The sequence below is a fragment of the Arthrobacter sp. YA7-1 genome, from assembly GCF_025960325.1.
Taxonomy (GTDB): Bacteria; Actinomycetota; Actinomycetes; order Actinomycetales; family Micrococcaceae; genus Arthrobacter; species Arthrobacter bambusae_A.
Genome location: NZ_CP110114.1, coordinates 2,149,324 through 2,167,783, shown reverse-complemented (window position 1 = coordinate 2,167,783; position 18,460 = coordinate 2,149,324). Strand labels below are relative to the sequence as shown.

At 64.7% G+C, this 18,460-nt stretch carries 21 protein-coding genes; 7 read left to right on the top strand and 14 right to left on the bottom strand.

What is annotated here, in order from left to right; all coding sequences use genetic code 11:
• Positions 1-43 precede the first annotated feature (43 nt).
• From OIT41_RS10175 to rhaI, 4 genes are read right to left on the bottom strand one after another with little or no spacing between them, the layout of a single operon-like run.
• Positions 44-442 (bottom strand): hypothetical protein, encoded by a 399-nt coding sequence (locus OIT41_RS10175; protein ID WP_264636391.1) that lies wholly within the window; start codon positions 440-442, stop codon positions 44-46.
• A gap of 46 nt (positions 443-488) precedes the next feature.
• Positions 489-1,985, bottom strand: coding sequence for a rhamnulokinase (locus OIT41_RS10170; RefSeq protein WP_264636390.1), 1,497 nt, complete (start codon positions 1,983-1,985; stop codon positions 489-491).
• A complete protein-coding gene (locus OIT41_RS10165; RefSeq protein WP_264636389.1) occupies positions 1,982-4,021 on the bottom strand; it encodes a bifunctional aldolase/short-chain dehydrogenase in 2,040 nt (679 codons plus the stop codon). Before OIT41_RS10165 ends, OIT41_RS10170 begins: the two co-directional genes overlap by 4 nt.
• Positions 4,022-4,024: 3 nt before the next feature.
• On the bottom strand, positions 4,025-5,191 hold the full coding sequence (gene rhaI / locus OIT41_RS10160; RefSeq protein ID WP_264636388.1) for an L-rhamnose isomerase: 1,167 nt from the start codon (positions 5,189-5,191) through the stop codon (positions 4,025-4,027).
• 198 nt (positions 5,192-5,389) lie between these two features.
• On the opposite strand from rhaI, the gene OIT41_RS10155 reads away from it, so the two are divergent.
• A complete protein-coding gene (locus tag OIT41_RS10155; protein WP_241708570.1) occupies positions 5,390-6,406 on the top strand; it encodes a LacI family DNA-binding transcriptional regulator in 1,017 nt (338 codons plus the stop codon).
• Here the strand turns inward: OIT41_RS10155 and OIT41_RS10150 are convergent.
• Complete coding sequence (locus OIT41_RS10150; protein WP_264636387.1) at positions 6,403-7,038, bottom strand: TetR/AcrR family transcriptional regulator; 636 nt, start codon at positions 7,036-7,038, stop codon at positions 6,403-6,405. The two genes, OIT41_RS10155 and OIT41_RS10150, sit on opposite strands and share 4 nt — an antisense overlap.
• Before the next feature lie 134 nt (positions 7,039-7,172).
• On the opposite strand from OIT41_RS10150, the gene OIT41_RS10145 reads away from it, so the two are divergent.
• From OIT41_RS10145 to OIT41_RS10130, 4 genes are read left to right on the top strand one after another with little or no spacing between them, the layout of a single operon-like run.
• The gene (locus tag OIT41_RS10145; protein ID WP_413542326.1) at positions 7,173-9,089 is read left to right on the top strand and encodes a primary-amine oxidase; all 1,917 of its coding nucleotides are present in this window, start codon (positions 7,173-7,175) and stop codon (positions 9,087-9,089) included.
• Entirely contained in the window at positions 9,086-10,600 is a 1,515-nt protein-coding gene (locus OIT41_RS10140; protein WP_264636385.1) for an APC family permease, read from the top strand. Before OIT41_RS10145 ends, OIT41_RS10140 begins: the two co-directional genes overlap by 4 nt.
• A 27-nt stretch (positions 10,601-10,627) precedes the next feature.
• The gene (locus OIT41_RS10135) at positions 10,628-11,155 is read left to right on the top strand and encodes a hypothetical protein (protein ID WP_264636384.1); all 528 of its coding nucleotides are present in this window, start codon (positions 10,628-10,630) and stop codon (positions 11,153-11,155) included.
• Positions 11,156-11,207: 52 nt separating this feature from the next.
• On the top strand, positions 11,208-12,617 hold the full coding sequence (locus OIT41_RS10130) for an aldehyde dehydrogenase family protein (protein WP_264637951.1): 1,410 nt from the start codon (positions 11,208-11,210) through the stop codon (positions 12,615-12,617).
• 57 nt (positions 12,618-12,674) lie between these two features.
• On the opposite strand, the gene OIT41_RS10125 is transcribed toward OIT41_RS10130, so the two are convergent.
• Positions 12,675-12,833, bottom strand: coding sequence for a hypothetical protein (locus OIT41_RS10125; protein ID WP_264636383.1), 159 nt, complete (start codon positions 12,831-12,833; stop codon positions 12,675-12,677).
• Positions 12,833-13,213, bottom strand: a complete 381-nt coding sequence (locus OIT41_RS10120) for a low temperature requirement protein A (RefSeq protein WP_264636382.1) — start codon at positions 13,211-13,213, stop codon at positions 12,833-12,835. The genes OIT41_RS10125 and OIT41_RS10120 overlap by 1 nt, the downstream gene beginning before the upstream one ends.
• A gap of 218 nt (positions 13,214-13,431) precedes the next feature.
• On the opposite strand from OIT41_RS10120, the gene OIT41_RS10115 reads away from it, so the two are divergent.
• Both OIT41_RS10115 and OIT41_RS10110 read left to right on the top strand, forming a co-directional pair.
• Positions 13,432-13,656 carry a hypothetical protein gene (locus OIT41_RS10115; protein WP_241708576.1) on the top strand — a complete coding sequence of 75 codons (225 nt, stop codon included), beginning with the start codon at positions 13,432-13,434 and terminating at the stop codon, positions 13,654-13,656.
• Between the two features lie 75 nt (positions 13,657-13,731).
• On the top strand, positions 13,732-13,923 hold the full coding sequence (locus OIT41_RS10110; protein WP_241708577.1) for a hypothetical protein: 192 nt from the start codon (positions 13,732-13,734) through the stop codon (positions 13,921-13,923).
• A gap of 151 nt (positions 13,924-14,074) precedes the next feature.
• Here the strand turns inward: OIT41_RS10110 and OIT41_RS10105 are convergent, their stop codons facing one another.
• From OIT41_RS10105 to OIT41_RS10075, 7 genes are read right to left on the bottom strand one after another with little or no spacing between them, the layout of a single operon-like run.
• On the bottom strand, positions 14,075-15,901 hold the full coding sequence (locus OIT41_RS10105) for a complex I subunit 5 family protein (protein ID WP_264636381.1): 1,827 nt from the start codon (positions 15,899-15,901) through the stop codon (positions 14,075-14,077).
• A 4-nt stretch (positions 15,902-15,905) separates the two neighbouring features.
• A complete protein-coding gene (locus OIT41_RS10100) occupies positions 15,906-16,253 on the bottom strand; it encodes a sodium:proton antiporter (protein WP_078105144.1) in 348 nt (115 codons plus the stop codon).
• Complete coding sequence (locus tag OIT41_RS10095) at positions 16,250-17,038, bottom strand: MnhB domain-containing protein (RefSeq protein ID WP_264636380.1); 789 nt, start codon at positions 17,036-17,038, stop codon at positions 16,250-16,252. Before OIT41_RS10095 ends, OIT41_RS10100 begins: the two co-directional genes overlap by 4 nt.
• Positions 17,035-17,328 (bottom strand): Na(+)/H(+) antiporter subunit B, encoded by a 294-nt coding sequence (locus tag OIT41_RS10090; protein ID WP_264636379.1) that lies wholly within the window; start codon positions 17,326-17,328, stop codon positions 17,035-17,037. Before OIT41_RS10090 ends, OIT41_RS10095 begins: the two co-directional genes overlap by 4 nt.
• The gene (locus OIT41_RS10085; protein WP_241708581.1) at positions 17,325-17,630 is read right to left on the bottom strand and encodes a monovalent cation/H(+) antiporter subunit G; all 306 of its coding nucleotides are present in this window, start codon (positions 17,628-17,630) and stop codon (positions 17,325-17,327) included. The genes OIT41_RS10090 and OIT41_RS10085 overlap by 4 nt, the downstream gene beginning before the upstream one ends.
• The gene (locus OIT41_RS10080; RefSeq protein ID WP_264636378.1) at positions 17,627-17,917 is read right to left on the bottom strand and encodes a monovalent cation/H+ antiporter complex subunit F; all 291 of its coding nucleotides are present in this window, start codon (positions 17,915-17,917) and stop codon (positions 17,627-17,629) included. The genes OIT41_RS10085 and OIT41_RS10080 overlap by 4 nt, the downstream gene beginning before the upstream one ends.
• Positions 17,918-18,460 (bottom strand): hypothetical protein, encoded by a 543-nt coding sequence (locus OIT41_RS10075; protein WP_264636377.1) that lies wholly within the window; start codon positions 18,458-18,460, stop codon positions 17,918-17,920. It lies immediately after the preceding gene.

Below are 18,460 nucleotides of genomic sequence, written 5' to 3'. Positions count from 1 at the left end.
GGACATGAATGTCAGGGACCATTGGCCGAAGTGATCGACCCGGTCATTCGTCGCCGTCGTCATCCGCTGGCGCCGGTGGATTTGCTGCCTCACGCAGCGGTCCCACTGCCCCGTCCGTGCCGAAGTCCCCTTCGGCGTACTGTCCGATTTCCGACTCGGCTGTTCGCCCCGGAACGGCTCCCGCGTTGCCGAGGTCGGCTTCTGCGTAGCGCCCGGATTCCTTGGCCTTCTTACCCAACGGTTCGGGCAAGCCGCCTTGACTACCTGCTGATCCGTAGTCGCCTTCGCTGTATTGGCCTTCTTCGTCTTCGGAGTGCCGCCCGGGCTCCATTCCCGTCTTGCCGTAGTCGCCCTCGACGTACCGGCCCCGAAGTTCCGGTTCCTCGGGAGCTTCGGCTTTGTCGTCTTCAGTGGGTTCTTCGACGCCGCTGCTATCAGTCATGATCTTGCCTTTCGCGCAACTTACCTCGCGTCTCTTCGGCGCCCCTTCAGTTTATCGAGGGGCTTTGCGGGGCAACAGGGCGATGGCCATAGGGACTCTGATCTACCAGGCCCGTTTCGTAGCTTTCAAGGCCGACACTTGCCCTCACGAGTGCCCGGAGTCCGGACAGGCCTCCCGTAACCACTCCGGCCGCCCGGGCCTGGACCAGGACGTTTCCGAGCGCCGTGGCTTCCACGGGACCGGCCACAACCGTCTTGCCGGTGGCATCAGCGGTGAGTTGGCACAGGAGCCTGTTCTGCGATCCGCCGCCCACGATGTGGACCACCGACGTCTGCTTGCCGGACAGTTCTTCGGCACGCGCCAGGGTCCTCGCGTAAGCGGCCGCGAGGCTGTCCAGGATGCAGCGCACGACGGCGCCCGGACGGTCCGGGAGGACGGCACCACCGGCGCGAACCGCGGATCTGATGCGCTCAGGCATATTGTCCGGGGCGATGAACGCCGGATCGTCGGCATTGATTTGCGGGCCTCCCGTGGGCAGTGCCGCCGCGGACTCGAGGAGCGCGGCCAGATCCTGCCGGTGACCCTCGGCGGCCCAGGTGCGTTGGCATTCGCTGAGCAACCACAGGCCGCCGACGTTGCGCAGGTACCGGATGGTGCCGTCGACTCCCCGCTCGTTGGTGAAGTTGGCCAAGCGGCTTGTTTCATCCAGGACCGGGTTGCCCAATTCCACGCCCACGAGGGACCAGGTGCCGGAGGAAATGTAGGCGAAGTCCTCCTGCTGCGCGGGTACGGCTGCCACTGCCGAGGCGGTATCGTGCGATCCCACGGCAACCACGGTAGTCTCCTGCGGCAACCCCGTCCGGGCTGCCACTTCCTGTAGCAGCGTGCCTATCGTCTCGCCCGGCTGGATGATGGCCGGGAACAGGTTCTTGTGCAGCCCCAGTACCTTGAAGAATTCTGAGGCCCACTCCCCCGCGACGGCGTCAAAAAGCCCGGTGGTGGAAGCATTCGTGGCCTCGGTACGGCGTTGCCCCGTGAGCCTGAACGCGATCAAGTCCGGAATGAGCAACGCCTGGACGCCGAGCAGTTCAGGTTCGGTGGCGAGCTGGTAGAGCGTATTGAACTGCAGGAACTGCAGTCCGGTGGTCGCATAGAGCCGTGCCGGGTCCAGCACCTTGTGGACGTCCGCGACGGCGGTGCGCCCGCGCTCGTCGCGGTAGCTGAACGGCTGGGCCCGGAGGGCACCGGCGGGATCCACGAGTCCGTAGTCGACGGCCCACGTGTCGATCCCGATACTGGCGATCCGCTCCCCGCTTGCGGCGGCCGTTTCCGCGGCCGCCGCAAGTCCCGTGAGCACCTCCTCGAACAGGGCGTCGAAATCCCAGTGGAGTCCGCCGTCGAGCTCTACGACGCCGTTGGGGAAACGGTGCACTGTTTCGAGGGAGACGCGCCCGCCGGTGACCCGGCCGAGCATGACACGCCCGGACGAAGCACCGATATCGACGGCGGCGAAAACGCCGCCCGCACTGGACTGTCCCCTCATCGCAGGAAAGCGGCCGCGACGCCCGCGTCCACGGGAATGTGCAGGCCCGTGGTGTGCGAGAGCTCGTTGCTGGTGAGCACGGCGGCCGCGTTGGCCACATGCTCAGGCAGGACTTCGCGCTTGAGCAGGGTGCGCTGGGCGTAGTACTTGCCCAGTTCCTGCTCCTCGACGCCGTAGACGGCGGCGCGTTTGGCGCCCCAGCCGCCGGCGAAGATGCCGGAGCCGCGGACCACTCCGTCGGGGTTGATGCCGTTGACGCGGATACCGTACTCCCCCAGCTCAGCGGCCAGCAGACGGACCTGGTGGGCCTGGTCTGCTTTGGTGGCGGAGTAGGCGATGTTGTTCGGCCCGGCGAAGACCGAGTTCTTCGAGGAAATGTAGACGATGTCCCCGCCCATGCCCTGCTCGATCATGACCTTCGCGGCGGCCTTCGAGACCAGGAACGAGCCCTTGGCCATGACGTTGTGTTGCAGGTCCCAGTCCTTCTCCGTGGTTTCCAGCAGGGGCTTGGAGATCGACAGGCCCGCGTTGTTCACCACCAGGTCCAGTCCGCCGAACGCGAGCACCGCGTCCTGGATCGCGGCTGCGACCTGGGTTTCGTCGGTGACGTCGGCCTGCACGCCGATGGCGACGTCCGCGCCGCCAAGCCCGGCCGCGACTGCCCGCGCGTTGTTCTGGTTGAGGTCGGCGATGACCACGCAGGCACCCTCCGCGGCGAGGCGGGTGGCGATCGCCTTGCCGATGCCCGACGCCGCGCCGGTCACCAAAGCGATGCGCGTGGCGTGCGATTTGGGCTTGGGCATCCGGGCGAGCTTGGCTTCTTCGAGGGCCCAGTATTCGATCCGGAACTTCTCGGATTCCTCGATCGGGGCGTAGGAGGAGATGGCCTCGGCGCCGCGCATGACGTTGATGGCGTTGAGGTAGAACTCGCCCGCCACGCGGGCGGTCTGCTTGTCCTTGCCGTAGGAGAACATTCCGACGCCGGGGACCAGGACGATGGCCGGGTCCGCGCCGCGCAAGGCCGGGGACTCGGCGTCGGCATGGCGGTCATAGTAGGCCTGATAGTCCTCGCGGTACGCGGCATGCAGTTCCTTGAGGCGTGCGATGCTTTCCTCGATGCCGGCGTCGGCGGGCAGGTCCAGGACGAGGGGCTTGACCTTGGTGCGCAGGAAGTGGTCCGGGCAGGAGGTGCCCAGCGCTCCAAGGCGGGGATGCCCAGCGCCTTCGAGGAATTCCAGGACACGCGGATCGTCGCTGAAATGACCCACCTGCGGCTTGTCGGCCGAGGCGAGGCCGCGGATGGCGGGAGCCAACGCGGCCGCTTTGGCGCGGCGCTCGGCTTCCGGGAGCGCGGCGTAGCCGGGGAGTTTGGCGCCGAAAGGCTCGGCTTTGCCGTTCCGGGCAATGTAGCCTTCGGCCTGCTCGATGATCCAGAGGGAGTTGGCCTCGGCTTCCCCGCTCGTTTCGCCCCACGCGGTGATGCCGTGTCCGCCCAGGATGGTGCCGATGGCTTGCGGGTTGGCTTCCTTGATCGCCGCGATGTCCAGTCCCAGCTGGAATCCGGGCCGGCGCCAGGGAACCCACACGACCTTGTTACCGAAGATCTTGGACGTCAGCGCTTCGCCGTCCACCGCCGTCGCGATCGCGATGCCCGAGTCCGGGTGCAGGTGGTCCACGTGAGCGGCGTCGACGAGTCCGTGCATGGCGGTATCGATCGACGGCGCGGCGCCACCCTTGCCGTGGAGGCAGTAATCGAAGGCGGCCACCATTTCGTCTTCGCGCTCGACGCCGGGGTAAACGGACTTGAGTGCCTGCAGCCGGTCCAGGCGCAGCACAGCCAGGTTTTCGGCCTTCAGCGTGCCCAGATCGCCGCCGGAACCCTTGACCCACAACAGCTCGACGCCCTCCCCGGTGACGGGGTCCTTGTCCGTTCCCTTCGCGGAGGTGTTCCCGCCGGCGAAGTTCGTGTTCCGCTTGTCCGCACCGAGGCGGTTGGAACGGGTGATCAGTTCTTCAACAGTCTTGTTGTTGCTCATGCTCTATGCGCCCCATCCGGCTTGCTGGCCGCCCACGCGGTCCTCGTTGATCTTCTTCTGGTAGCCGCTTGCCTTGAACGCCCTCATCGGGTCGGCGGGCAGGCCACGCTGTTCACGCCATTGCGCCAGCATCGGCCGGACGTCCGTGTAGAAGGCATCGTTGAAAATGCCGTTTGCAGCCAAGACATCCCCTTCACGCTGGGCTTCGGCCAGTGCATCGGTGTCGATGAGCAGTGCGCGGGCCGTCATCTCCTGGACGTTGAGCACGGACCGGATCTGGCCGGGGATCTTCTCCTCCAGGTTGTGGCACTGGTCAAGCATCAGGGCAACCCCTGACTCTTTCCCGAAGCCGCCGCCGCGGATGACCTCGTGCATGATGCGGAACAGCTGGAAGGGATCCGCGGCACCGACGATCAGGTCGTCGTCGGCGTAGAAGCGCGAATTGAAGTCAAAGGAACCGAGCTTCCCTAGGCGCAGGAGCTGCATGACGATGAACTCGATATTGGTTCCCGGGGCATGGTGGCCGGTGTCCAGGCAGACGAAGGCCTTCTCCCCCAGTGCCAGGGTCTGGGCGTAAGAGGTACCCCAGTCCGGAACATCGGTGTGGTAGAAAGCCGGCTCGAAGAACTTGTACTCCAGGACCAGGCGCTGGGTTTCGGCGAGCCCGGCGTAGATTTCCTGCAGGGATTCCGCGAGGCGGTCCTGGCGGCCGCGCATGTCGTCCTGGCCGGGATAGTTGGTGCCGTCGGCCAGCCAGACCTTCAGGTCCCGGGAGCCGGTGGCGTGCATGATGTCGATGCACTCCAGATGGTGGTCGACCGCCCGGCGCCGCACAGCCGCGTCCGAGGACGTCAGGGAGCCGTACTTGTACTCATCGTCCTGGAACGTGTTCGAGTTGATCGTCCCCAGCCCCACGCCAAGGCTCTCTGCAAACTCGCGCAGGGCGGAGTAATCATCCACCTTGTCCCACGGGATGTGCAGTGCCACCGTGGGCGCAAGGCCCGTCAGTTCGTGGACTTTCGCGGCGTCGGCCAGCTTCTCCTGGATAGTCCGCGGGGTGCCGGACGTACCGAACACCTTGAATCGCGTTCCCGAGTTGCCATAGGCCCACGAGGGAACTTCGACGGCCAGTTCCCCGAGGCGGCCCAGGGCCGTTTCAGTGGTGTTCATGATTGTTCCTTCTGTTGCCTGTGCGTCGTCTTTGAATGGGAGGCCCAAGTCTTGTTTTGAATCGATTCATTCAAGAACCTACTCACACGGTAGGGCCTGCTTCCATGGCGTGTCAACAGTCAATCCAGGAGATCGCCGGTTGAGCCACGTAACATTGACGAAACGGATTGATTCGATTCATCAATTGGGAGGTTCAGCGTGCCAACCGGACCGGGTGCGAAGCTGGCGGACGTCGCCGCTCTTGCGGGAGTTTCGGTCGGCACTGTTTCGAATGTCCTCAACCGGCCGGACCAAGTGTCGTTCGACAAGAGAAGCCGGGTCCTGGCCGCGATCGACCAGTTGGGATTCGTGCGAAACGAATCAGCCCGCTCGCTACGGTCCGGATCCACGCGGAGCCTGGGCATGCTGGTGCTGGACGTCCGCAACCCCTTCTTCACCGATGTGGCCCTGGGGGCTGAAAACGTCGCCGAGGACCACAAGCACTCCCTGATCCTGGCCAACAGCGCCGAAAACGCCGGGCGTGAGCAGGCCTATCTGGACCTGTTCGAGCAGCAGCGTGTCCAAGGCGTCCTGATCACTCCGTTCGGGAACGTCCTTGAACGGCTTGAGAAAATGCGCACCCGGGGCATCCCCTCCGTACTCGTGGACAGGCTCGCAAGCACAGATCAGTTCTGCTCGGTTTCGGTGGACGACGTCGCCGGCGGGGCGACCGCCCTGGACCATCTTGTCAGCATCGGCGCAGTCCGCCCTGCTTTCGTGGGAGGCCCCTTCACGCTGCAGCAGGTTGAGGACCGCTACCGGGGTGCAGCCGACGCGGCGCAACGGGCGGGCCTCCCCCTTCAATTATTCGAAACGCCCGATCTGAAATTTGAACGCGGGCGCCAAATTGGCGATCTCATGTGGAATCTCCAGCCCGCCAAGCGGCCGGACGCCGTGTTTGCGGCGAACGACCAATTGGCGCTCGGGCTCTTGCAGTCCTTCGCGGCCAACGGGCTCCGCGTGCCCGAGGACATCGCGATCGTGGGCTTCGACGACATCGATTTCGCTTCGCAGTCGAGCATCCCGCTCAGCTCCATCAGTCAGCCAAGACAGCTGATCGGCGAGCGCGCCGCCCAGCTGCTCTTCGACGAAATCGACGACGAGCCCGGCCACGTGCACAGCCAAGTGGTGTTCACGCCGGAACTCGTAGCGAGGCAGAGCACCCTGCGCCGCTAAGCGGATCTTTTGGGGCCGGTCGTCGGCACAAGATCGCCCTTCCCGGATGAAATGAGCGATATATAGGTCTCCAGTTGGGACCGCAGCTGATCCGCTGAGTGGTGTTCCGGCGTCAGAGTGGCCGTGATCTGGGCACCGAGCGCGAACGTCATGATCCCGCCGACCACGTCGTCGTCGTTCAGTCCTTCCTTCAGTTCGCCAAGCTCCCTGGCCTCATGGAGCTTGGCGAACAGGGCCTCACGCCATTGTTCCATCGAGGAATCATGCAGGGCGGCCTTCGCCGGGTCCGTCAGGGCGCGCTGCCAGAAGGCAATCGCGATGCGCGCTTCGTTGAGCCTCTCGGCGTCGAGCGGCAAAATTTCATGGCAATAGCTGCGCAATGCAGGCAGGCCCCGCAGTCCTGCAGTGGAGCTGCCCATACGAGTGTTCGTCTGGTTGAAAATGTGCGAGAAGGCAAACGTCAGCAGGTCATCCTTCGTTGGAAAATACGGCTTGAGCGCGCCGTTGGCAAAGCCTGCTTCCGTTGCTATCTCGCGCATGGTGGCTCCTTCGATCCCCCTGCTGGCAATGATCCGCCACGTGGCTTCGACGAGCTCCACCCTGCGCTTGTCGTGGTCTACGATCTTCGGCACGCTTTCCCCAAATCTTTTTTTCTACAACCGTTGTGACTCAGATTACACGATGCTATTCTCTACACACATAGAAAATAAATCGCCACTCACAAAGGCCTTCCATGAGCACAACTTCCTCTCCAGAAATCGCCGAAATGGCTGCGTTTGCCGGACCGTCTCCGTTTGCCTTGACGAGTGCCGAAGACATCAGGGCCGTCAGGGGCGTCCTGGCCGACGCCGGACTCTTCGACGGCTCCATCCGGATCGCCTACCTTGGCCTCCTTGAGCCACCGCGGAATGCGGAGGCTGTGGACCGCAGGTTCAGGGCGTTCCTGCACAACGTTTCAACCGGTGCGGCCCAGGACGTCGTGGTCTCCGTGACGCATCAGGAAGTGGTCTCGAAAGTGGAACTCGACACCTCGGTGACGGGCGAGCTTCCGGTGATCGAAGAAGAATTCGAGGTGGTTGAAGAGATACTCGCCCAGGACGAACGATGGCTCAAGGCCTTGGCTGACCGGAACCTCGATGTCAGCAAAGTCAGGGTCGCTCCCCTGTCGGCCGGAGTCTTCGAGTACCCGGAAGAGAAGGGCCGCCGGATTCTGCGGGGTTTGGCTTTCGTCCAGGAGTTCCCCGGGGACAGTGCCTGGGGCCACCCCGTGGACGGGCTGGTTGCCTACGTCGACGTCGTCAGCAAAACGGTGGACCAGGTCCTGGATTTCGGGCCGGTCCCGGTGCCGGAAGAACACGGCAACTTTACGGACCCTGAATTGACCGGGCCGATGCGAACCACCCAGAAGCCGATCCACATCACCCAGCCGGAAGGCCCGAGCTTCACGGTCCACGATGGAAACCACGTCGAGTGGGAGAAATGGAGCCTGGACATCGGCTTCGATGTCCGGGAAGGCGTCGTTCTCCACAATGTGGCGTTCGACGACGGCGATCGCCGTCGCAGCATCCTCAAGCGGGCTTCCATCGCCGAAATGGTGGTGCCTTACGGGGACCCCTCCCCCGTGCGCTCCTGGCAGAACTATTTCGATACCGGCGAATACCTGGTGGGCCAGTACGCCAACTCGCTCGAGCTCGGCTGCGATTGCCTCGGCGACATCACCTACCTCAGCCCGGTCGTCAGCGACGCGTTCGGCCGCCCACGGGAAATCCGCAACGGAATCTGCATGCACGAAGAGGATTGGAGCATCCTCGCCAAGCACAGCGACCTCTGGAGCGGCGTGAACTACACTCGCCGGAACCGCAGGCTCGTCATCAGTTTCTTCACGACCATCGGCAATTACGACTACGGCTTCTACTGGTACCTCTACCTCGACGGAACCATCGAGTTCGAAGCCAAGGCCACCGGCGTCGTCTTCACCAGCGCCCACCCCGGAAAGGGCTACCCGTACGCCTCGGAGCTCGCCCCCGGCCTTGGGGCTCCCTTCCACCAGCATCTTTTCAGCGCGCGACTGGATTTCGCCATCGACGGCCTGAGCAACCGGGTCGAAGAAGAGGACGCCGTCCGTGTGCCCATGGGAGAAGGCAACGAGCGCGGCAACGCCTTCGCCCGCCGTCGGACGGTGCTCAAGAGCGAATCTGAGGCCGTCCGCGAGTCCGACATGGCGGCCGGACGGGCCTGGATCATCTCCAACCCCGAATCACTCAACCGCCTGGGCGACCCCGTCGGCTACAAACTCCACGGCCAGGGGCATCCCATGCTCCTGGCCGACCCCGAATCGTCCATCGCCCGGCGTGCAGCATTCGCAACGAAGGATCTGTGGGTGACCCGCTACGACGAGAACGAGCGCTACCCGAGCGGCGACTTCGTCAACCAGCACTCCGGAGGGGCCGGACTGCCGTCCTACATTGCCGGCGACAGGGACATCGACGGACAGGACATCGTCGTCTGGCATACCTTCGGACTGACTCACTTCCCCCGCCCCGAGGACTGGCCCATCATGCCCGTGGACACCGTGGGCTTCAAACTGCGCCCCGAAGGCTTCTTCGATCGGAGCCCCGTCCTCGATGTCCCCGCCTCAAAGCCCGCCGGAGGCGGCCACTGCCACATGGAGGTCCAGAAATGAGCTTAACAACCGGGAAAGAGACCACTGAGGTGGATCACCCGCATCACCATCGACGCCGTCTCGGCGTCCCGGCAGTGACCTTCATGATCATTGCCGCCTCGGCTCCGCTCACGGTCCTCGCCGGCGGGGTGACGACGACGTTTGGCGTCACCGGAGTCACCGGAGTACCGCTGTCCTTCCTGCTGCTCGGCGGAACCCTCGCTGTGTTCGCGGTCGGCTACGCGGCAATGAGCCGTTACGTCGTCAACGCCGGTGCCTTCTATTCCTACGTTGCCCAGGGCATCTCGCGACCGATCGGCGTTGGTGTTTCCATGGTGGCGCTGATGGCCTACAACCTGATGCAAGTCGGCATCTACGGGCTCTTCGGCTTCACTGTCTCAAGCTTGATCAACGAACGATTCGGCGCCACTGTCCCGTGGTGGATTCCGGTGCTCGTCTGCATCGCCGTCGTCGCATTCCTCGGCGTGAACCGGGTGGACCTGTCAGCGAAGGTCCTCGGAGTGCTCGTCGGACTGGAGTTCCTCGTGGTGATCGTCTACGACGTCGCCTCCTTCATCGTGGCACCCGAGGGAGTCAGCGGCGCGCCGCTGAGCCCGCAGAGCCTCTTTGTCCCGGGCGTCGGGGCCGTCCTCTCCTTCGGCATCGCGGCGTTCATGGGATTCGAATCGGCCGCGATCTATGGCGAGGAAAGCAAGGACCCCAAGCACACCGTCGCCCGGGCCACGTATACGGCAGTGGCCATCATTGCCCTGTTCTACGCGGTGTCCTCCTGGGCCATGGCGGTCGGAACCGGTCCGTCCGCTGTGGTCGACGCCTCCGCGAAACAAGGACCGGACCTGATGTTCGGTTTCCTGAGTGACCACGCAGGTGTCCTCGTCGCCGACCTGGCCCGCTTGCTCTTCGTCACCAGCCTGTTCGCAGCCTTGGTCAGCTTCCACAACGCCGCCGCGCGCTACTTCTTCTCCCTTGGCCGGGAACAAGTCCTTCCCCGGAAGCTGGGTGCAGTACGGCGGCACAGCGGCGCCCCCTACGCCGGCTCGATCGCCCAGACGGTGATCGCCGTCGTCGTCACGGTGGCGTTCGCCATCGCCGGGACCGGATCCTCGCTCGGTGATCTCTACCCTGTCCTCACCATGTTCACGTGGCTGACCAACGACGGCGCGATGGGACTTGTCCTCTTGATGACCGTTGTCTCCCTGGCGGTCATTGGATACTTCCGCAAGAACAGGCATGACGCCGGTTTGTGGACCCGCGTGGTCGCCCCTGCACTGGGATTCGTGCTCCTGACGGCGATCTTCGTTCTGATTGTGGTCAACTTCAACGTACTGCTGGGCCAAAGCGAGACCAATGCGCTGACGTTCATCCTGCCGGCAACGATCATCGTGCCCGGGCTGGTGGGGATCGCCTGGGCGTTCCGCATCCGCCGGAACAACCCCGGCGTATATCGGCGGATCGGGCACGGCGAAGAGGGGCCGGCGGCTGTCCACCTCGGCGACGAAGAAGACGTGTAGCGCCGGGACCGATGACCTGTGAACACCATGCACACGACCCTTTCGATAGTCATGCTGGCCTGCTGCGCCCTCGGAATCTGGAGCCCCCTGCGCGAAGGCGTGGTCAGGAACCTCAGCCAGTGGGGACCGATGGCACTCATGCTCGTGGCAATGGCGGACACGAGTGTCGGGCCCGGCATCCTTCCAGGCGTCGTGTGGGGCCTCCTGCTGCTTCTCACTTCACCGTTACCGCTGATGCTCCTGCCCAAGGATCGCCGCGGCGGCATGGAAATACACCGTTCCTTGTCCATAGTGGCGATGTTCGCCGTTTTCGTCACAACCCTTCCCACAGCCCCATCCGGTTCTGTACACCAAACCCATGCGCACGCGGGACTTGGTGGAGCGAACCCGGCCCTGGCATTTGTCCTCGCGGCAGCGGTCATCGCCTACTCGATCGTCCTGGCGGTCCAATCGCTTTGCCGGAAAGGGCGCGGACACCGTTGTCACGCGTCCGCCCCGCTTGAAGCCATCTCTTCGGCTGGTGCCTTGGGCGCCATGATCCTGATGGCCGTCTGACCGCAGTGTCCAATCCTTGAAAACCATTACCAACTCAGAGTGGAGTAACCCCTTGGAAAGCTACGACGCCCTCCTCGCTTCAATCACCCCGGCCACCGGCGAAACCCGGACCATCCTCGACCCCGCCACGGGCACCGCCGTCGGCGAGGCACCGGTCCACACCGTCGAGGACCTCCAGGCGGCCATCGACGCCGCCCGGGCAGCCCAGCCGGCATGGGCTGCGGCCGGCCACGACGCCCGGTCCGCCGCGCTCCTGAAGGCCGCCGACGCCGTCGAGCGCTCCGCCGAGGAACTCGCCCGCTTGCTCTCCCGCGAGCAAGGCAAGCCCCTGAACGGCCCCAACGCCCGCTTCGAAGTCGGCGCCTGCGCCGCGTGGCTCCGCGCCACCGCCGCCACCCCGCTCGAGGCCGAAACCGTGGTGGACGACGGCGACACCCGCGCCGAACTGCACTACCGGCCCATCGGCGTCGTCGGCGCCATCGGACCCTGGAACTGGCCCATGATGATCACCGTCTGGCAGATCGCCCCCGCCCTGCGCATGGGCAACGCCGTCGTCGTCAAACCCTCCGAATACACACCCCTGTCCGTCCTGGCCCTCGCCGCCGTGATCAACGAAGAACTCCCCGAAGGCCTCCTCACCGTGGTCTCCGGCGGCCGCGACGTCGGCGAAGCGCTCGCTACCCACCCCGCCATCGGCAAGGTCATGTTCACCGGCTCCACCGCCACCGGCAAAGCCATCATCCGCTCCAGCGCAGACACCGTCAAACGCCTCACCCTCGAACTCGGCGGCAACGACGCCGGCATCGTCCTGCCCGACGCCGACCCCGCCGCCATCGCCGAAGGACTCTTCTGGGGCGCCTTCATCAACACCGGCCAGACCTGCGCCGCACTCAAACGCCTCTACGTCCACGACTCCCTCTACGACGCCGTGTGCACCGAACTCACTGCCGTGGCGAAGGCCATGCCCATGGGGAACGGCCTCGACGAAAACAACGTCCTCGGCCCGCTGCAGAACCGCCAGCAATACAACATCGTCGCCCGCCTCGTCGACGCCGCCCGCGACTCCGGCGCCCGCATCCTGCTCGGTGGCAACCCCGAGACCGGCCAGGCCGGCAACTTCTACCCCACCACCCTCGTGGCCGACATCGACAACAACAACCCGCTCGTCGCCGAGGAGCAATTCGGCCCGGCACTGCCGATCATCCGCTACACCACCATCGACCAGGCCATAGCGATGGCGAACGCGCTCGACGTCGGACTCGGCGCCTCCGTCTGGTCCACGGACCTGGACGCCGCCCGCGACGTCGCCGCCCGCCTCCACGCCGGCACCGTCTGGATCAACAAACACGGCGCCGTCGACCCCCGCATCCCCTTCGGCGGCGCCAAGCAATCCGGCTACGGCCTCGAATTCGGCGTCGAAGGCCTCAAAGCACTCGGCGTGCCGCAGGTGATCAACGGCTGACCCAACTGACTCGCAGTTGTTGTCGTTTTGAGGGCCCAGAACGACAACAACTGTCAGCTAGTTGGGGCGTGCCGTCACCCCCGGAACCAGGAGAAACGGCATGAACAACGTGGTCTGAAGGATCCCGGCGAAATCGGACCGAGCCTGGAGGCGCTCGAGCCCCACAGTGATGGTCCCGGTGCCGTACTGGAAGAACGCCCAGCCGAGGAAGGCCACTACCAGGAATCCGAGATGACGAACAGGCCAAGCCGCTCGGAAGCGTGTTCGATATTGATGCCGCCGATGCTCCGGTCGGGCCAAAGGCGGGCTCCAACCACCATCATGCCAACCTCGACGACGATCGCGGCAGCCCACAGAACGACGGCGATGTGGAGCGGCAAGACGGCAGAGATGAGCCAGAGGACCGCTGTGCCGCCGTTGTAGATCCAGATCCGCCACGGAGTTTCGGACGAATTTTCGCGGTGTTGGTCGCGGTGTTGGTACAGCCACAGGACCAGCAGGACAACACGAATCGCAGCATTGGCCAGCGAAAAGGCCCACGCCCGTTCGCCAAAGGCACCGGGCGCGGCGGCGGCCATGACGCTCGCCGCAGCCATGGCAGCGAGCATCGCGACACCCAGCGCCCGGGACGGGGATCACGGGCCACCTCGTGCTTCAACGCGCCGGGAACCGACGACTTATCCATCATTGCCCCATGGTATTGGCTGCCGAGGTTGCGCCACCCGCGGTTTGGGATAGTAGCATTTGTGAGGCAGGAATACCTTATGCGGGGAGCGTCCTACGCGCAGGGAAACATCGGGGGCAAGCAGAGGTCATGGATTCGGAACCGTTACAGCCAGAAGTAAATCCGCGATTCAGTAACACCCGGAAGCAGAATACCGAGCTCGCTATCCAGCAACTCCGGGACGGCGGGTTCACCACCACCCAAATAGATGATTTCCTGGCCACGTTGCATCGCATGGAAGCCGACGATTCGATTCTTGCGCCCCTGACGAATGCCTTGCTCGCCATGAACGTCTCAGTCCAATGGCTCATGTAGCGGCGCGCCGGCGCCCTCCATCCGAACGATTTTCAACCTCTTTTGGGGAACGCTTTCGAGTGGGACGATTTTGATATGAGCGAAAACCAAGACCATAAGCTCGCGTCCCCGGCAGCCGGCTACTTTCCCAGGGAGAAGGGCATGTCCGCGGAGGAGTACGAGCACCCGACCACCCACCAGATGCGCATCGTAGGCCAGCGGCGGACGGATGCGGAAGCCAAGCTTGAGCGGCAACAGCGCGAGGCCCGGAACAAATCACACGACTAGGGGGCGCGCTTGAGGAGCCGGCGCTGAATCGCAGTCCAGCGATATTTTCGTCATCCTTGCCCCGCTGTGCCTGGCAGCTCGACTACCGCCGTTGCATCGCTCGCTCCGGGCGCCGGCAATCTTAGGCTTCCACTCCACGCCGCGGAAGATTTCAGCCGAGCACCAGGGCCCACCCTGCCGCGAGGCCCACGAGCAGCCACACGACATAGTCGCCGACGCGCCCGGAGTGCAAGCGCCGGAGGATTCTTAGCGCCGGCTGGGCCGCGTGCGCGGGGCTGCGGAGAGCGGAAGGCAGACGCCAGCCATGGAGCGCCGCGGCCGCCATGACGACGGCGATCGTGGTCGACAGCAGCCCCAGCGCGACGCTCGTCGGCTCCCATGCGGCGCCCGTGGCTGGGTGCGACACATAAGGGGTCGGACCCTCGAGGACGGCCGATACATAGCCGGCGCGGTCCATGAACCGGGCTGCGGCCTCTTCGGCGGCATCGCCGATCGACGGAAGCACCCCCAAAGCAAGGGCGCCCGCCAGCAATCCCACAGCCGGCGCACCCATTGATATCGGGATACGGCGCAGGCCGATGGGTACTTCGATACGCTCCTCGTCCCCGCTCATCCCCTCCGCCTCGATCCCGGCGGGGCGGCCGCCGAGACCCAGGAATATCCGCCCGCAAACACGGAACACAGCGGCGGCTGTCACCGCCGACACCCCGACCATAAGGACAGGGACCCAAAGCCGCCCTGCACTCGATGAGGCATGCTCGGCGATGCCCTTGCCCAGGCCGGCGGCGAAGGGCGGCGCGCCTGCGAGCGCGGCACCGGCGACCACGAAGGCGATTCCAAGCACCGGCGAATCCTTTCCGCGTCCGCGGAGCGTGTACTCGTCGACGCTGCCGTACCTGTTCAATATGATTCCGCTCAGCAGGAACAAGGAGCCCTTGACCGCAGCGTGGCCGAGGACGTACGCGGCAACCCCTCCCAGCGCATCCGGGGAAGCGGTGCCGAGAACAGCCAGGAAGACTCCCATGTGGGCAATCGTTGAGTACGCCAGCAGTCTCTTGATGTGCCGCTGAAGGAAGCACATAACGCTCCCCACGACGGCGGTCAGGATGCCAAGCACTATGAAAAGGACCTGGGCCGGGGAAGCGATCTGTGAACCGGCGAAGGCCGCCCAGTACACCCGAGCGACGCCATAGAGGCCCAATTCGACCATCACTCCGGAAAACAGCACGCATACGGGCGAGGGTGCGACGGCGTGGGCGTCGTCGAGCCAAAAATGGAACGGGACGATCGCGGCTTTCACGAGGAACCCTGCGCACAGGAGGATGAACGCGGTCGCGATCAGCGGGCTCCGGTCACCAAGCAGTGCTGTGGAGATGGCCGCCAGATTCAAGCTGCCGGTGCGTGCGTACAGGAGCCCGACGCCCATGAGCGAAAAGTAGGCGGCCAGTGAGTTCACGATGCCGAAGTTGATGGCACCGTGGACTGCGGACGGGTCTTCGGCCTTGAGCCCTGTCAGTGCGTACGCCGCCACGCCCATCAGTTCGAAGAAGACGAACATGGTGAAGACGTCGCCCGCGAACGCGAAGCCTGTCATACCGGCGAGGAAGAGCACCATCAACCCGTGGTAGTGGACGGTGTCCGACTCGAAGTACCGCCACGAGAAGATGAGGGAAGCGACCATCAGCACCGCCGCGAGGAGGGAAATCCCGATGCTGAATTGGTCTCCGACCAGGGCGATTCCAACGGCACGGCCGCCCTGGGGCTGCCACGCGCCCATCCAGTAGACAAGACGTTCGCTCCCCGCCAGAGCCATCATAAACACCTCAAGCGTTGCTGCCGCCGCGGCGGCAGCAAGGGAGATCACGTCAGCGAAACGGCGTGGAAGGCGGGACCCTAGGGACATCAGCACACACGAAGCCAGGATCAGGACGATCACGGCCGCGGGCATGAGGGCTGCGGCGGCCGTACCCGGGACCATGCGCTCAGCCCTCCAACCGACCGAGTCGGTCGGGATCGATCGCCTGATGGCGCTTGGCGATTTGAATCACGAGCGCCAGCAGCATCGACGTCACTGCTGCCGAGACGACGATGTCGGTCAGGGTCAATGCCTGGACCACAGGGTCGACGACCGGGGTGGTCTTGCCGACTTGCGCGCCGAAAATGGGTGCCACGCCCCCGTATTGAAAGCCGACGGCGACGAGCAGCACGTACGTGCCCGACTGGGCCACCGAAAGGCACACGACAGTGTGGACCAGGTTGCGGCTCGTAGCGATCCCCGCGACGCCAAGGAGCATGATGCTGACTGCGACAAAGTATGCGTAGTAGTTCACGACGCAGACCCTTCCTCGTAACCGGAGCGTGGCGTTCGCCCTGAATCGCTTACCCGCTCGGCCCGGATCGCGAGCGCTTGGTCCAGGAAGCTGGCCAGGAGGACGATGACGCTGCTGCAGACGGTCATTCCCACGGCGATGTTGAAGAGCGGCACTGTTCCCGAGGAGATGAAATCGCCGAGCTGGCCTTGCGGGATGACGTTGGCGAAGAGTGCCGAGCCGAGCGCGGCACCCGTGATCCCGAGGGCTCCGAACAAGACGACGCCCAGCGCCTCGCCCTGGTGGAACCATGCAAGCGGCCGCAGCTTGCGCAGGAGGGAGTATCGGCCGCCGACGTATAGCAAGTGGATGCCCGTTGAAAGGATGACGCCACCTTGGAAGCCGCCGCCAGGGGTGACGGCCCCGTGCGCTAGTACGTTGACGGCCAGCACGACGGTCAGCGGAAACAGGAAATAGACGAGGAGGTTCGTCGATTCGAGCACGTGGCCCGCCTCGCTGACCTCCCGCCGTCGTTCGCGGTAGACCGGCCTCAGCAACGCCGCGACGCCGACGACGGCGCAGAACAGGATCGTCTCTTCCCCGAAGGTGTCGAAGCCGCGCTGGTCGAAGTTGATGCTCGAAACGGCGTTTGCGGTGTCATGCGCGTAGGTGGCCGCAACGGCCGCGTCACGGTATGCGTGGAGGTCCCCGCCGAACTGCGGCATGCCCGTGAACGCGAGCGCCATCGAGACCGCGAAGGCGACGATGCCGACGCCAAGAACGATGAGGCGGATCCGCCGCGTCATTTCTCCTCCTGCCCGTCTGTCATCCCGCGGTGTTCGGCACGGATGACGGATACTTTCCGGATCGCGAGAACCACGATCAGGGGGACCACAGCCGTTCCGATGGCCACTTGGCTGAGCGCCACGTCGGGTGCCTGGAGGACGACAAACAAGATGGTGAGCAGCAGCCCATAGCCGGAAAGGACCACAGCCTGCTTTGAGGGATGGTGCGAGAACACGACGGCCGCGGCTCCCACAAGCACCAGGGTGAGGCTGACGCCAATCAGGAGGTTGCTCAGGACTCCGTCGTTCATTCGGGCGACCTTCCGACATCCAGTCCCCGCTCGTCGGCGAGCGACCTCCCGACCGCGATCGTCACTGCGGGACCGCCGAAAGCGGCGACCAGCGCGATCAGGATGATGGTGGCGCTACCCAGGGAGAATCCAAAATAGATCACGGCTGCGACAGAAAAAAGCGGCACTCCGAGCGTCGTCACGGGCGCCAGGAAGTGCAAGCGTGCGAGGGGCTCGCGCGCCAGTACTGCTCCCACGCAGCCGAAAGCCGCCGCCAGTACGCCCAATCCGGCAAAGATGGACTCGAAGATCATTGCAGTCATTCCTCGTCCCTTACCGCTTGCGCATCAATGCCCGGTTTCAACAGCCTGGTGTAGACGAGCGTCCCGATCGAGGCGAGCACGGCAAGCACGAGCGGGACGATCAGGTACGAAGACTGGCCGACGATGATCGAGAGGCCTATCAACACCATGATGCTCGAACCCGTGAGCAGCTGGAGTCCAACCAAGCGTTGGACGTCGCTACCGCGGGCAACCAGGAACAGGCTTGGCGCCACCCCGAGGAGCAGTAACGCCAAGGTCACTGCCGACCACAAGATCGCGGTATCCATTCATAACCCTTGTCCGGTGCCTGGCGACACGTGGCGGTCGAGCCGGGGCCAGCCTTCTGCCAGGACGTGTACGTGGATCCGGTGCGCGTCCGGGTCGGAATAGAAAACCACGGATCCGGGTGTCGAGGACAAGGCGATCATGGCCGCGGCGCGCCATCCTGTTGCTTTGGGGCTAGCCGTTCCCGGCATCCGTTGGTCCTGCAAGGACTCCCCCCGGGGGCCCGCGAGCCAGCGTGCGAGACGCACGGTATCGGTTACGGCCGCGGCGGGAACAAGAGCCGCCCATCGTAGCCAGATGCCGCGCGCCGCGGCCTGGAAACCCATGGCGCGCCGGGCCGTGCGGGCAAGCACCGCGCCGAGTAACGCCGACGACGCTGCCGCGACCGTCTCCGGAAGCGTCACGGTGCTCACCGTGACGAGCCAGGAGAGCGTTCCCCCCATCCACCAGAGAACCAGCTCCAGGACGGCCCTCGAGACCCCGCGTGCCCCGGGAAGCCCGAAAAACCTGCCGACGGGGCCGTTTCGATTTCGGTTCGCCGTCAC